Origin of the sequence: Pseudomonas faucium (genome assembly GCF_021602585.1) — a bacterium.
Classification (GTDB): domain Bacteria; phylum Pseudomonadota; class Gammaproteobacteria; order Pseudomonadales; family Pseudomonadaceae; genus Aquipseudomonas; species Aquipseudomonas faucium.
On record NZ_BQIP01000013.1, the window covers coordinates 94,902 to 107,810 of the forward strand.

13 protein-coding genes are annotated in these 12,909 nt (G+C 65.7%); 5 read left to right on the forward strand and 8 right to left on the reverse strand.

Annotation, left to right across the window (positions count from 1 at the left end):
- Positions 1–1,272 (reverse strand): glutamate-5-semialdehyde dehydrogenase, encoded by a 1,272-nt coding sequence (locus tag L6D75_RS16530; RefSeq protein ID WP_176513732.1) that lies wholly within the window; start codon positions 1,270–1,272, stop codon positions 1–3.
- Between the two features lie 203 nt (positions 1,273–1,475).
- Here L6D75_RS16530 and L6D75_RS16535 point away from each other — a divergent pair, with 203 nt between their 5' ends.
- Positions 1,476–2,168, forward strand: a complete 693-nt coding sequence (locus tag L6D75_RS16535) for a DNA-3-methyladenine glycosylase (protein ID WP_176513729.1) — start codon at positions 1,476–1,478, stop codon at positions 2,166–2,168.
- A 3-nt stretch (positions 2,169–2,171) separates the two neighbouring features.
- Positions 2,172–3,488, forward strand: a complete 1,317-nt coding sequence (locus tag L6D75_RS16540; protein ID WP_176513728.1) for a bifunctional DedA family/phosphatase PAP2 family protein — start codon at positions 2,172–2,174, stop codon at positions 3,486–3,488.
- Between the two features lie 64 nt (positions 3,489–3,552).
- On the opposite strand, the gene L6D75_RS16545 is transcribed toward L6D75_RS16540, so the two are convergent.
- The 3 genes from L6D75_RS16545 to L6D75_RS16555 are packed head-to-tail and all read right to left on the reverse strand — an operon-like array spanning position 3,553 to position 5,228.
- On the reverse strand, positions 3,553–4,143 hold the full coding sequence (locus L6D75_RS16545) for an LON peptidase substrate-binding domain-containing protein (protein ID WP_176513726.1): 591 nt from the start codon (positions 4,141–4,143) through the stop codon (positions 3,553–3,555).
- Positions 4,144–4,152: 9 nt separating this feature from the next.
- Complete coding sequence (locus tag L6D75_RS16550; protein ID WP_176513723.1) at positions 4,153–4,869, reverse strand: LrgB family protein; 717 nt, start codon at positions 4,867–4,869, stop codon at positions 4,153–4,155.
- Positions 4,866–5,228 carry a CidA/LrgA family protein gene (locus tag L6D75_RS16555; RefSeq protein ID WP_176513721.1) on the reverse strand — a complete coding sequence of 121 codons (363 nt, stop codon included), beginning with the start codon at positions 5,226–5,228 and terminating at the stop codon, positions 4,866–4,868. The genes L6D75_RS16550 and L6D75_RS16555 overlap by 4 nt, the downstream gene beginning before the upstream one ends.
- A gap of 143 nt (positions 5,229–5,371) precedes the next feature.
- Between L6D75_RS16555 and L6D75_RS16560 the strand changes: the two genes are divergently transcribed.
- From L6D75_RS16560 to L6D75_RS16570, 3 genes are all read left to right on the forward strand, one after another.
- Complete coding sequence (locus L6D75_RS16560) at positions 5,372–5,827, forward strand: MaoC family dehydratase (protein WP_176513720.1); 456 nt, start codon at positions 5,372–5,374, stop codon at positions 5,825–5,827.
- Positions 5,828–5,944: 117 nt separating this feature from the next.
- Positions 5,945–7,678: a C13 family peptidase gene (locus L6D75_RS16565; protein WP_176513718.1), complete on the forward strand. Its 1,734-nt coding sequence runs from the start codon at positions 5,945–5,947 to the stop codon at positions 7,676–7,678.
- A 27-nt stretch (positions 7,679–7,705) separates the two neighbouring features.
- Positions 7,706–8,350: an oxidoreductase gene (locus L6D75_RS16570; RefSeq protein ID WP_176513716.1), complete on the forward strand. Its 645-nt coding sequence runs from the start codon at positions 7,706–7,708 to the stop codon at positions 8,348–8,350.
- An 81-nt stretch (positions 8,351–8,431) separates the two neighbouring features.
- Here the strand turns inward: L6D75_RS16570 and L6D75_RS16575 are convergent, their stop codons facing one another.
- The 4 genes from L6D75_RS16575 to L6D75_RS16590 all read right to left on the reverse strand — a co-directional run bounded on the left by L6D75_RS16575 (position 8,432) and on the right by L6D75_RS16590 (position 12,749).
- Positions 8,432–8,719 (reverse strand): YceK/YidQ family lipoprotein, encoded by a 288-nt coding sequence (locus L6D75_RS16575; protein ID WP_176513715.1) that lies wholly within the window; start codon positions 8,717–8,719, stop codon positions 8,432–8,434.
- Positions 8,716–9,345: a flavin prenyltransferase UbiX gene (ubiX, locus tag L6D75_RS16580; protein WP_176513713.1), complete on the reverse strand. Its 630-nt coding sequence runs from the start codon at positions 9,343–9,345 to the stop codon at positions 8,716–8,718. Before ubiX ends, L6D75_RS16575 begins: the two co-directional genes overlap by 4 nt.
- Positions 9,342–10,691 (reverse strand): UDP-N-acetylmuramate:L-alanyl-gamma-D-glutamyl-meso-diaminopimelate ligase, encoded by a 1,350-nt coding sequence (gene mpl, locus L6D75_RS16585; protein ID WP_176513711.1) that lies wholly within the window; start codon positions 10,689–10,691, stop codon positions 9,342–9,344. Before mpl ends, ubiX begins: the two co-directional genes overlap by 4 nt.
- A 66-nt stretch (positions 10,692–10,757) precedes the next feature.
- Positions 10,758–12,749 carry a sigma-54-dependent Fis family transcriptional regulator gene (locus L6D75_RS16590; RefSeq protein ID WP_176513708.1) on the reverse strand — a complete coding sequence of 664 codons (1,992 nt, stop codon included), beginning with the start codon at positions 12,747–12,749 and terminating at the stop codon, positions 10,758–10,760.
- Positions 12,750–12,909 lie beyond the last annotated feature (160 nt).

Consider the following 12,909-nt stretch of genomic DNA (forward strand, 5'->3'; position numbering starts at 1 on the left):
TCAGCAGGACTCCTGGCCGCGCAGTTGGCCGTCGCCGATCACCACGTACTTCTCGCAGGTCAGGCCTTCGAGGCCGACCGGGCCGCGGGCATGCAGCTTGTCGGTGGAAATGCCGATTTCCGCACCCAGGCCGTATTCGAAGCCGTCGGCGAAGCAGGTCGGGGTGTTGAGCATCACCGATGCCGAGTCGACTTCGGCCATGAACTGGCGAGCCTGGCCCTGGTGTTCGGTGATGATCGAGTCGGTGTGGTGCGAGCCATAGTGGTTGATGTGCTCGATCGCCTGGTCCAGGCCATCGACCACCCGAACCGACAGGATCGCGTCGAGGTATTCGGTGTGCCAGTCGTCTTCGGTGGCCGGCTTGGCATCGATCAGCGCGCGGGTGCGCTCGCAGCCACGCAGCTCGACGCCTTTTTCCTGGAAGCGGCGCGCCATTTCCGGCAGGAAGCCTGCGGCAACGCGCTGGTCGACCAGCAGGGTTTCCATGGCGCCGCAGATGCCGTAACGGTAGGTCTTGGCGTTGAACGCCACGCGCCAGGCCTTGTCCAGGTCGGCGTGCTCGGCCACGTAGACGTGGCAGATGCCGTCCAGGTGCTTGATCACCGGCACACGGGCATCACGGCTGATGCGCTCGATCAGGCCACGGCCGCCGCGCGGGACGATGACATCGACGAACTCGGGCATGCTGATCAGCGCGCCGACCGCTTCCCGGTCGGTGGTCTCGACCACTTGCACCACCGCCGCCGGCAGGCCGGCCTCGGCCAGGCCACGCTGGATGCAGGTGGCGATGGCGCGGTTGGAGTGGATGGCCTCGGAGCCGCCACGCAAGATGGTGGCGTTGCCCGACTTCAGGCACAGGCTGGCGGCATCGATGGTCACGTTCGGGCGCGACTCGTAGATGATGCCGATGACGCCCAGGGGCACACGCATCTTGCCGACCTGGATGCCCGATGGGCGATAGCTCATGTCGCGGATGGCACCGACCGGGTCCGGCAGGCTGGCCACCTGGCGCAGGCCGGTGATCATGCCGTCGATGCGCGCCGGGGTCAGGGCCAGGCGGTCCAGCAGCGCAGGCTCCAGGCCATTGCCGCGGCCGGCGGCCAAGTCCAGTTCGTTGGCTGCGGCGAGCTCGGCACGCGCGGCGTCCAGGGCATCGGCAGCGGCTTGCAGGGCGCGGTTCTTCTGCGCGGTGCTGGCACGGGCGATCACCCGGGAGGCCTGGCGAGCGGCGCGACCCAAACGGGTCATATAGTCAAGAACGGACTCAGTCATGGGTTCGGTGTCTTGGCGAAGGGGAAATCGGCTGATTATAACTGTCGCGCAGGTATACGCCCAGCGGCGGGTGGCGGATGGTCGAAAATGGCCGGTTCGATCTGTGGGTAAGTTGTAACGGCGCTTATCGAAATGCCCCGGTTCAGCCTCCATTAAGCCATTCGTTGCTATCATCCGCGCCTTGCCCCTGATGAACTGCCAGCATGCCAGATACAGCCCCCTGCCCTGCCCGCGCCCTGCCCGACAGCTTCTTCGACCAAGACGCCCAAACCCTGGCCAAGGCCCTGCTGGGCAAGGTCATCCGCCACTGCCACGGCGACCTGTGGCTGGCCGCGCGGATCATCGAGACCGAGGCCTACTACCTGACCGACAAAGGCAGCCACGCGTCCCTGGGCTACACCGAGAAGCGCAAGGCGCTGTTTCTCGATGGCGGCCATATCTACATGTACTACGCACGTGGCGGCGACTCGCTCAACTTCAGCGCCAAGGGCCCGGGCAACGCGGTGCTGATCAAGTCGGCCTACCCTTGGGTCGACGCCATCTCCACGGCCAACAGCCTGGCGCAGATGCAACTGAACAACCCCGACGCCAGCGGCAACCTGCGCCCGCCGGAGCGCCTGTGCGCCGGGCAGACGCTGCTGTGCCGGGCCATGGGCCTGAAGGTGAGGCAATGGGACGCCCAGCGCTTCGACCCCGAGCGCCTTTATGTCGAGGACTGCGGCATCGCCGTGCCCAAGGTGATCCAGGCAGCCCGCCTGGGCATTCCCCATGGCCGCGACGAACACCTGCCGTACCGCTTCGTCGATGCCGAATACGCCCGCTTCTGCACCCGGAACCCGCTGCGCCGTGGGCAAGTCGAAGGGCAAGATTTCTTCTTACATGAACAAGGAAGCTGAAACATGGGCCAATGGCTCGACAGCCTGACCGGCTGGCTCAGCGCTAACCCACAGTGGCTTGGCCTGGCAATTTTCCTGGTGGCATGCGTCGAGTGCCTGGCCATCGCCGGCATCATCGTGCCCGGTACCGTGCTGCTGTTCGCGGTCGCGGTGCTGGCCGGCAGTGGCACCTTTACCCTCGGCCAGACCCTGCTGCTGGGGTTTCTGGGCGGCGTGCTCGGTGATGCCTTGTCCTACGCCATCGGCAAGTACTTCCACCAGAACATCCGGCGCTTGCCGCTGTTGCGCCACCACCCGGAATGGATCGGCAGCGCCGAAACCTACTTCCAGCGGTACGGCATCGCCAGCCTGCTGGTAGGCCGCTTCATCGGCCCACTGCGGCCCATGCTGCCGATGGTGGCCGGCATGTTCGACATGCCGCTGCCGCGCTTCATCGCGGTCAGCCTGGTGGCCGGCGCCGGCTGGTCGGTGGCCTACCTGCTGCCCGGCTGGGCCACCGGCGCGGCCATGCGCCTGCCGTTGCCAGAAGGCTTCTGGCTGGATGCCGGGATCATCGCCGGCACCCTGGCGGTGGTCATCGGCCTGAGCCTGAACAGCAGCATTCGCGACCAGCGCCATGGCACCCGGCTGGTCGCCGGCCTGAGCTTCCTGGCGCTGGCTGGCGTGTTCCTCGGCTGGCCGTATCTGAAGGAGTTCGATCAGGGCGTGATGACACTGGTCCAGGAACACCGCAGCCAGGCTCTGGACGGCGCCGTGGTGCTGGTGACTCGCCTGGGCGACTTCCGCACCCAGTTGTTCCTTGGCGGCCTGCTGACCGGCCTGCTGCTGCTCGCGCGCCAATGGCGCCATGCCGTGTTCGCCGGTGGCGCACTGATGGGCACGGCGATCGCCAATGGCACCTTGAAGTGGTTGTTTGCCCGCGCGCGGCCGGAGGTGCTGAGCGACCCGCTGACCAGCTACAGCATGCCCAGCGGGCACAGTTCGGCGTCGTTTGCGTTCTTTTTGGTACTGGCGGTGTTGGCGGGGCGTGGGCAGCCGCCACGCATGCGCCTGACCTGGGTAATGCTGGGCTGCATCCCGGCGCTGGCGATTGCCTTGTCGCGGGTGTACCTGGGGGTACATTGGCCGACCGACATCATGGCGGGGGCCTTGCTGGCCTGCTGCGTGTGCGCGGTGAGCCTGACCCTGGTGCAGCATCGCCAGCCGCTCAATGCCCTGCCGCAGCGGGTGTGGTGGCTGGTGCTGCCGGCCTGCGTCGCGTTGCTGGCGTTCTTTGCCATGCACGCGTTGCCGCAGGCGTTGTTGCGTTACCAGTATTGACCTGTAGCGGCCCTATCGCCGGCAAGCCGGCTCCCACAAGGGCGATAGGGCCGCTGCAAATCCCTCAGGCAAACAGCTCGCCCTGAATCCGCTCCAGCAGCTTCTGGATTTCGGCCAAACGCTGCGCCGGCGAGTCGATCGCCAGCAGGTCCAGCTTGTCCTCCTCCATGAACGGCAGCAGGTAAGCCAGCTGATTGCTCAGCGCCTGGCGCCCGTCGACCTCCCGCGGCATGTCCAGGGCCTCGACCATCGGGTGCTCGCCCAGGGCCACCAGCAGCGCCAGCAGGTCATCATCCTGCTCGGTCAGCGGGCTGTCCGGCTGCTCCGGTAGCCAGTGCACCTCGCCGAGCAGCAGCTGGTCCTTCTGCACCTCGGTCTGGCTCAGTTCGAAGCGGCGCACCCCTTCCACGCGAATGCCCAGCAAGCCATTGTCCTGCTGAACGAAGTCGCGGATCTGCGCCTCGCAACCAATCGATGCGACCTCAGGCGGCGCCTTGCCCACCTGTTCGCCTTCCAGGATGCACACCACACCAAAGCCGGTGCCCTGCTTCATGCACCGGCCGATCATGTCCAGGTAGCGTGCCTCGAAGATCTGCAAATCCAGCAGACAGCCAGGAAACAGCACGGTATCGAGCGGAAACAGCGGTAGCGTCATCACAACTCCTCAAGCCACCAGGCTGACCGCCAACGGCAGGAACACCGCCGTGGCCACCCCCATCAGGCTCATCGCCAACGCGGCAAACGCGCCGCACTCGTCACTTTCCTGCAGGGCCACCGAGGTGCCCACCGCATGCGCCGTCACGCCCAGCGACATGCCGCGGGCCTCGGGGCTGTGCACACCAAAGCGGGTCAGTAGCGCGGGCCCGAAAATGGCGCCGATCACCCCGGTGATCAGCACGAACACCGCCGCCAGGGCCGCCACCCCGCCAATCTGCTCGGCCACCAGCATGGCGATGGGCGAGGTTACCGACTTGGGCGCCATGGTCATCAGGATCATGTGCTCGGCGCCGAACCACCAGCCCAGCAGCAGGCAGCACAGCGTGGCGAACAGGCCTCCGATTACCAGCGTAGTAAATGTCGGCCAGAACAGCTGGCGGATGCGCCGCAGGTTCAGGTACAGCGGCACGGCCAACGCCACGGTGGCGGGGCCCAGCAGGATGTTCATGATTTCGGTGCTCTTGCGGTATTCACCGTAGTCGATACCGCACAGCAGCAGCACGCCAATCACCAGCACCATGGACACCAGCACCGGCTGCAGGAAGATCCAGCGCGTGCGCTCATAGGCGGCCAGCACGACCTGGTAGGCCCCAAGGGTAATGCCGATGCCGAACAGCGGATGGTGCACCACCGCATCCAGCGCACCTTGCCAATCGAGGCTCATGGCTGCTCCTCGCGCTTGCCCTGGCGGTGCATGAGCCTTTGCATCAGCACGCCCACGAACACCAGGGTAACCAGGCAGGAAACCAGCAACGCCCCGGCGATGGCCCAGAAGTCGGCGGCAATGTCCTTGGCATACACCATCACCCCCACCGCCGGCGGCACCAGCAGCAACGGCAGGTAGCGCAGCAGGCTGCTGGCCGCCTCGTTCAGCGGCTTGCCCACTTCACCGCGGGCCATGAGGAAGAACAGCAACAGCAGCAGGCCGATGATCGGCCCCGGCAGCATCGGCACGCACAGATGATTGATTGCCGTACCCAGCAGCTGAAACAGCACCAGCCAGGTCAAACCACGCAACAGCATAAGCAACTCCTTCGGGCATGCCGGCCATTATAAGCATGCGCCGTCGATAAGCCGATATTCGCCGAAAAGCGGGCAACTTGACTGAATCGGTTAGCCGTGCTGATCTTGCACATTCGTACCAAATGACAACCTGGAGAGTCGCGATGCCCTTTGTACCGGTTACCGAGCTGTCGCAGTACGTAGGAAAGGAACTCGGACGTTCCCAATGGCTGAAGATCGATCAACAGCGCATCAACCTGTTCGCCGAGGCCACCGGCGATTTCCAGTTCATTCATGTCGACCCGGAAAAAGCGGCGAAAACCCCGTTCGGCACCACCATTGCCCACGGCTTCCTGACCCTGTCGCTGATCCCCAAGCTGATGGAAGACATCCTGGTGATGCCCGAAGGGCTGAAGATGGTGGTCAACTACGGCCTGGACAGCGTGCGCTTCATCCAGCCGGTGAAAGTCGACAGCAACGTGCGGCTGAAAGTGGACCTGGGCGAAGTGATCGAGAAGAAGCCAGGCCAGTGGCTGCTAAAGGCCACCGTGACCCTGGAGATCGAAGGCGAGCAGAAACCTGCCTACATCGCCGAACCCCTGTCGCTCTGCTTCGTCTGACCCAAGCCTCATCGCGGGTTCGCCCGCGATGACCTGCGGATATTTCCACCCCGCCAGCCATACCTCAGCCCACCCAATCTGCGGCATACTCGGCAGACCTATTGCCCGGATTCCGACATGCGTGCTCTGCTGCCCCTCACCCTGACCTTGATGCTCGCCGCCTGCGGTGATGGCGAAGCGCTTTCGCCACCGGATGCGCGCCTGCCGGACGGCGGTCGCTACCGTGGCCAGGTGGTCGACGGCCTGCTGCAGGGCGAAGGGCGCATCGACTACCCCAATGGCAGCTGGTATGCCGGCGGTTTCAAGGACGGTCAGTGGCATGGCCAGGGCGAATGGCACGGCAGCAACGGCGAAATCTATCGCGGCCAGTTCGCCGCCGGCCTGTTCCAGGGCCTGGGCGATTTGACCACCCCCGGCAGCCACTATGCCGGCACCTTCAGCCATGGCCGACGCGATGGCGAAGGCACGCTCAAGCAGGCCGACCAGAGCTACCGTGGCCAGTTCAAGGACGACCAGTACGACGGCGCAGGCCAGCTCGAAATGGCCGACGGCAGCCGTTACCAGGGCCTGTTCGCCAAGGGCAAGCCCAACGGCGCCGGGGTGCGCAGCGATGCCAGCGGCAATCAGTTCAGCGGCCGCTTCGTCGATGGCCAGCTGCAAGGCAGCGGCACCTACGACAGCGTCGATGGCGAACAATACATCGGCGAATTCAAGGACAACCGCCTGGAAGGCCGCGGCCGCTACGAGAACGCCGACGGTGATGTGTGGATCGGTGAATTCAAGGACGGCTCGCTGGCGGGCGAAGGCGAAATGCTGGGCAGCGACGGCAGCCACTACAAAGGCCATTTCGTCGACTGGCGGCTGTCTGGCCAGGGCAACCTGCAACTGCCCGATGGCAGCAGCTACAGCGGCGGCTTCGACAACGATGCCTACCAGGGCAAGGGCAAGCTGACCCTGGCCAACGGCAAGGTCGAAAGCGGCTACTGGGCCAACGGTGTGCGCGTGCGTGACCAGAACGGCACGCTGCTGCCCGACCCGCTGGACCTGGCCCTGCTCAACCAGGGCCGCCTGCTGGAAGAAGCCCTGGCCCGCGTGCCGCGCTCCGCCCCGCCGATCCAGCTGTACAGCCTGGTGCTGGCAGGCGATGGGCAGCAGAGCGTGTTCCTGCGCGAGGCAGACTATGTCAGCAACATGCTCAAGGTACGCTTCGGCGCACGCGGGCAGGTCACCCTGGTCAACCACCGCGACCAGATGGCGACCCGGCCCATGGCCACCCGCGAGAACCTGACCCGCGCCGCCCGCACCCTGGCCGAGCGCAGCGGCCCGGAAGACCTGGTGTTCATCTACCTGACCAGCCACGGCAGCCAGGATCACCAGCTGGTGCTCGACCAGCCGCGCCTGCAGCTGGCCGACCTGAGCGCCGACGAACTGGCCAGCGCCCTGGCGCCGCTCAAGGACCGCGACAAGATAATCGTCATCTCCGCCTGCTATTCCGGCGGTTACATCGCACCGCTCAAAGACGAGCGCACGGTCATCATGACCGCCGCACGCGCCGACCGGGTGTCCTTCGGCTGCTCGGAGGAGGCGGACTTCACCTACTTTGGCGATGCCCTCTTCGCCGAGGCGCTGAACCAGACCGATGACCTGAAACAAGCGTTTGAACTGGCGCGCAGCAGCGTTGCCGAACGTGAAGGAAGGGAAGGTTTCGAGGCCTCCGAGCCACAGCTCTGGGCCCCACCCGCAGTACTGGCACATTGGCAACGCCTGCGCCAGCAACAAGCGGAAGAAGCCTTGCGTAATGCCGCACGAGCCAAGTCTGGGGAACAGGAAAAAACCTCCGGCAACCACTAAGCTTGTGTGTAACACAGGAGAGACATCATGTACTTGACGCCTCAGCATGTCCTGCTTGCCGGAGCCACAGGCCTTACCGGTGAACACCTGCTCGATCGCCTGCTCAACGAACCCACCATCAGCCGCGTATTGGCGCCGACCCGTCGGCCGCTGGCCGAGCACCCGCACCTGGAGAACCCGGTCGGCGACCCGGCGGTGTTTCTCCCGCAGTTGGCCGGGCGGGTCGATATCGCCTACTGCTGCCTGGGCACCACCCTCAAGCAGGCCGGTTCCGAACAGGCGTTCCGCGCTGTCGACCTGGACATGGTGGTGGCGTTCAGCAAGCGTGCGCGGGAAATGGGCGCCCGGCATCTGCTGGTGGTCAGCGCCATCGGCGCCGACCCCAAGTCGTCGATTTTCTACAACCGGGTCAAAGGCGAGATGGAAGAGGCGCTCAAGGCCCAGGATTGGCCGCAATTGACCATCGTCAGGCCATCGCTGCTGTTGGGCGAGCGCATTCAGCCACGCCTGGGCGAGCGGCTGGCTTCACCGTTTTCGCGGTTGATACCGGGCAAGTATCGGGGCATCGAGGCGTGCACCCTGGCGCGGGCGTTGTGGCGCCTGGCGCTGGAAGAGGAAGATGGGATTCGGGTGATCGAGTCCGACGAACTGCGCAGGCTCGGCAAGAAATAGCGCCCTATCGCCGGCAAGCCGGCTCCCACAGACGCTTCATTTTGCAGTACCTGTGGGAGCCGGCTTGCCGGCGATTGTCCCTTACAGACCACCCGTGGCCTGAAAGCCAATGCCAGCCGCCGTCAGCAACGAAAGCGGCAGCAACACGGTATCAAGCAACGCACTGCCCGGCAGATCCAACCCCGGATACGCCGGCGCCTCGGCACCAAACCGATCCCTCGGGCAGCAGCCCCCCTTCATCGCGTACAAATCCAGCCGCGTGCCGGCATACACCACCGGCGCCCCCGGCTTGTTCGCATCCAGCGTGCGCACCGTGGCACAACCACCCAGCAGGCTAAAAGCCAGCAACCCGGCCAGCGAACGCTTCAATCATCCACCCCGAAGTGGTGCTCGCCCCAGCGCGGCAGCATGTCCTGCGGAATGTTCAGCAGGTTGAGAATGCGCGCCACCACGAAATCGATCAGGTCGTCGATGGTCTGCGGCTGGTGATAGAACCCCGGCGCCGCCGGCAGTATCACCGCCCCCATCTGCGACAGCTTGAGCATGTTTTCCAGGTGGATGGTCGACAGCGGCGCCTCGCGCGGCACCAGGATGAGCTGGCGGCGCTCCTTGAGGGTGACGTCCGCCGCACGCTCGATCAGGTTGTTGCAGGCACCGGTGGCAATGGCCGACAGGGTACCGGTGGAACACGGCACCACCACCATCGCCGCCGGGGCGCCGGAGCCCGAGGCCACCGGCGACATCCAGTCTTCCTTGCCATACACGCGGATCTGCCCATCGGCGGCCCCGGTGTATTCAGTGAGAAACGCCTGGATCGCCTGAGGCTTGGCCGGCAGCACCACGTCGGTTTCGGTGGACATCACCAGCTGCGCGGCCTTGGAGATCAGAAAGTGCACCTCGCGGTCTTCGCGCACCAGGCAGTCGAGCAGGCGCAGGCCATACTGCGCCCCGGAGGCGCCGGTCATGGCCAGGGTAATGCGTTCCTGCCCGCTCACTTCAGGGCCTCGGCCAGCTTGCCGTGCAGGCCGCCGAAGCCGCCGTTGCTCATGATCACCACATGGGTGCCCGGGCGCGCCTGGCCTTTGACCCGCTCGATGATCGCTTCCAGGCTATCGGCCACCACGCTCGGCACCTTGCACTGCGCGGCAGTGGCGGCCAGGTCCCAGCCCAGGTTGGCGGGCGCGTACCAGATCACCTGGTCGGCATCGTTGACGCTCTCCGGCAGGCCATCGCGGTGGGCACCCAGCTTCATCGAGTTGGAACGCGGCTCGATGATCGCGATCACCGGCGCTTCGCCTACCTGCTTGCGCAAGCCGTCGAGGGTGGTGGCGATGGCGGTCGGGTGGTGGGCGAAGTCGTCATAGATGGTCACGCCCTGCACGTGGGCGACCTTCTCCATGCGCCGCTTGACGCTCTTGAAGGCGCTCAGGCCTTCGATGGCCAGCGCCGGAGCCACGCCCACATGGCGCGCAGCGGCCAGGGTGGCCAAGGCGTTGGCGACGTTATGCTGGCCGGTCAAGGCCCACTCGACCACGCCCTGCGCCTGGCCTTCGAACAACACCTCGAAACGCGAGCCGTCGGCGCTGAGCAGGCGAGCCTGCCACTGGCCACCTTCGCCGGTGGTCTGCACCGGGGTCCAGCAGCCCATGCCGATCACGCGCTCCAGCGCCTGTTCGGTGGTCGGGTGAATGACCAGGCCTTCGCTTGGAATGGTCCGCACCAAGTGGTGGAACTGCCGCTCGATCGCCGCCAGATCTGGGAAGATATCCGCGTGATCGAACTCGAGGTTGTTGAGGATCGCGGTCCGCGGGTGGTAATGCACGAACTTGGAGCGCTTGTCGAAGAAGGCGCTGTCGTATTCGTCGGCCTCGACCACGAAGAACGGCGTGCCGCCCAAGCGCGCCGACACCGAGAAGTTCTGCGGCACGCCACCGATCAAGAAGCCCGGGCTCATGCCGGCGTGCTCCAGCACCCAGGCCAGCATGCTGCTGGTGGTGGTCTTGCCGTGGGTACCGGCCACTGCCAGCACCCAACGGCCCTGCAGCACGTGGTCGGCCAGCCACTGCGGGCCAGAGACATAGGGCAGGCCCTTGTTCAGCACGTATTCCACCGCAGGGTTGCCCCGCGACATGGCGTTGCCGATCACCACCAGGTCGGGCGCCGGGTCCAGCTGGGCCGGGTCATAGCCTTGGGTCAGCTCGATGCCCTGGGCTTCGAGCTGAGTGCTCATCGGCGGATAGACGTTGGCGTCGGAGCCAGTGACGCGGTGGCCGAGCTCTTTGGCCAGCACTGCCAACGAGCCCATGAAAGTGCCGCAAATACCGAGAATATGAATGTGCATGGTCGACCTCGCAAAACTTCGAGGCAGGGTAGCCCAGGGCGAGGGAAATCGCACCCGCTGTTTCGCTCAGGCGCCCCTGGCGATGCCGTGTTTGCGCAGTTTTCGATACAAGGTATTGCGGCTGATGCCCAAGTGCTCGGCGACGCGGGTCAGGTGCCAGTGTTTTGCCTCCAGCACGGCCAGCAGCGCTTCGCATTCGGCTTGCTCAAGGCCAACCGGAGCGCTCATGCCCGAGCAGCGAAGGCTCTGTGGGAGCGGGCTTGCCCCGCGAACACCGGCAAAGCCGGTGCCATCCAGCGCGTTGCCTGCTTCGCGGGGCAAGCCCGCTCCTACAGGGGCTGCGGTGTTGCGCAAAATTGCGGGCAGGTCATCAAAGCCAATGCGGCCGTGATCACAGAGCGCCACCAAGGTGCGCAGCACATTGCGCATCTGCCGCACGTTGCCCGGCCAGGCAAAGTCCAGCAGTGCCTGGCGCGCCTCGGGCTCTAGCTCCACCGCCTGCCCTTGCGCCTCCTGGCGCAGCAGGAAGTCCAGCAACTGCGCCTTGTCGCTGCGCTCGCGCACCGCCGGCATCGCCACCTCGAGGCCATTGAGCCGGTAATACAGGTCTTCGCGGAAACTGCCCTGCTCCACCCGTTCCAGCAGGTCGCGGTGAGTGGCACTGACGATACGCACATCCACCGCCTGCGCCTCGCCGCCGATCGGCACTACCTGGCGCTCTTCCAGCACACGCAGCAGGCGGGTCTGCAAGGCCAGCGGCATATCGCCGATCTCGTCGAGCAGCAGCGTGCCACCATCGGCCTGCAACAGCTTGCCGCGCATGCCTTCCTTGCGCGCCCCGGTGAAGCTGCCGCCGCGATAACCGAACAGCTCGCTCTCGATCAGGCTCTCGGGGATCGACGCGCAGTTGACCGCCACGAAGGGCTTGCCGCGACGCTGGCTGGCCTGGTGCACGGCCTGGGCGAACGCCTCCTTGCCGCAACCGGTCTCCCCGCGCAGCAGCAACGGCACATCGCGCTCGAACACCCGCAGGGCGCGGTGGAAATCGTTTTGCAGCGCCGCGTCCAGCAGGCAGATGCCCGGCTCGGCCTGCGGGCGCCGTTGCGCCAGGCTGGCCGGCACCGACCACAGCGGCGTGCGTGGCTGACCGCGCACGCTGGCGAACACCTGGCGGCCGTCGCGGGTATGCAACGGCCAGGCCGTGCTGCCATCAGGCGTAGCACGGCTGAACAGCTGCTCATGATCGACGGCGAAAAACCGCTCCAGCGGCTTGCCCAGCACGCCGCCACGAATGCTGCCCAGCAGGTTCAGGGCGCTCTGGTTGGCCGCGCAGATGCGGCCGTCGCCGTCGAACGCCAGCAACCCTTCGCTGAACAGCCCGACCGACTCGGCCTGCAGATGGAAACGCAACAACCATTGATGCTCGAAGTGGCGCAGGAAATAGCAGCTCTCGATCATCTTCGCCGAGAGGTTGACCAGGGCCATGGTGTGGAACTGGCTCTGGCGCGAGACATCCGGGCGCGCCGAAGACACATCGAGCACCGCCAGCAGCTCGCCATGGGGGTCGAACACCGGGCTGGCCGAGCAGGTCAGCCCGGTATGGCGGCCACGGAAGTGTTCTTCCTGATGGATGGTCAGGGCCTGGCGCTCGACCAGGCAGGTGCCGATGCCATTGGTGCCCTCGCGGGCCTCGCTCCAGTCGGCGCCCAGCCACAGCCCGGCACGTTCGAAGATGCGCCGCTCGCCCGGCGCGGTGACGCAATTGAGGATCACCCCGCGGGCATCGGTGAGCAACACCGCATGGCCCGAACCGGAAAGCTGCTGGTGCAGGCTGTTCATTTCGCCGTTGGCGATGGTCAGCACCTGGTGCAGGCGCTCGCGGCTCTCCAGCAGGCGACCGTGCTCGAGCACCACCGGGGCCTCGATCACCGAGGGGTCGAGGTGGTAGTCCTCCAGGCAGCGCAGCCAGGAACGGGCAATCGAAGGGTCGCTGCCCGCTTCGCCGCGGGCGACGGTATGCACCTGCTGGGCATGGCGACTGAAATGATCGTTCTGCATTAGTTGTTGTTCTCCGCAGATAGAGACTCTTTCCAGCATCCTCCACCCCACCGGCCTTTGCAATGCACCATCACCGGGCGTGTCGCAAACGGCACAAAGTGTCACCCCGCACTGTGTCAGCGCTGGCACAGCGGCTGACCGGCCAGTGCCGTACCCTGAC

Coding starts and splice junctions, on each gene's coding strand:
- L6D75_RS16530 (WP_176513732.1), bottom strand. CDS start 1,272: ATGACTGAGTCCGTTCTTGACTATATGACCCGTTTGGGTCGCGCCGCT.
- L6D75_RS16535 (WP_176513729.1), top strand. CDS start 1,476: ATGCCAGATACAGCCCCCTGCCCTGCCCGCGCCCTGCCCGACAGCTTC.
- L6D75_RS16540 (WP_176513728.1), top strand. CDS start 2,172: ATGGGCCAATGGCTCGACAGCCTGACCGGCTGGCTCAGCGCTAACCCA.
- L6D75_RS16545 (WP_176513726.1), bottom strand. CDS start 4,143: ATGACGCTACCGCTGTTTCCGCTCGATACCGTGCTGTTTCCTGGCTGT.
- L6D75_RS16550 (WP_176513723.1), bottom strand. CDS start 4,869: ATGAGCCTCGATTGGCAAGGTGCGCTGGATGCGGTGGTGCACCATCCG.
- L6D75_RS16555 (WP_176513721.1), bottom strand. CDS start 5,228: ATGCTGTTGCGTGGTTTGACCTGGCTGGTGCTGTTTCAGCTGCTGGGT.
- L6D75_RS16560 (WP_176513720.1), top strand. CDS start 5,372: ATGCCCTTTGTACCGGTTACCGAGCTGTCGCAGTACGTAGGAAAGGAA.
- L6D75_RS16565 (WP_176513718.1), top strand. CDS start 5,945: ATGCGTGCTCTGCTGCCCCTCACCCTGACCTTGATGCTCGCCGCCTGC.
- L6D75_RS16570 (WP_176513716.1), top strand. CDS start 7,706: ATGTACTTGACGCCTCAGCATGTCCTGCTTGCCGGAGCCACAGGCCTT.
- mpl (WP_176513711.1), bottom strand. CDS start 10,691: ATGCACATTCATATTCTCGGTATTTGCGGCACTTTCATGGGCTCGTTG.
- L6D75_RS16590 (WP_176513708.1), bottom strand. CDS start 12,749: ATGCAGAACGATCATTTCAGTCGCCATGCCCAGCAGGTGCATACCGTC.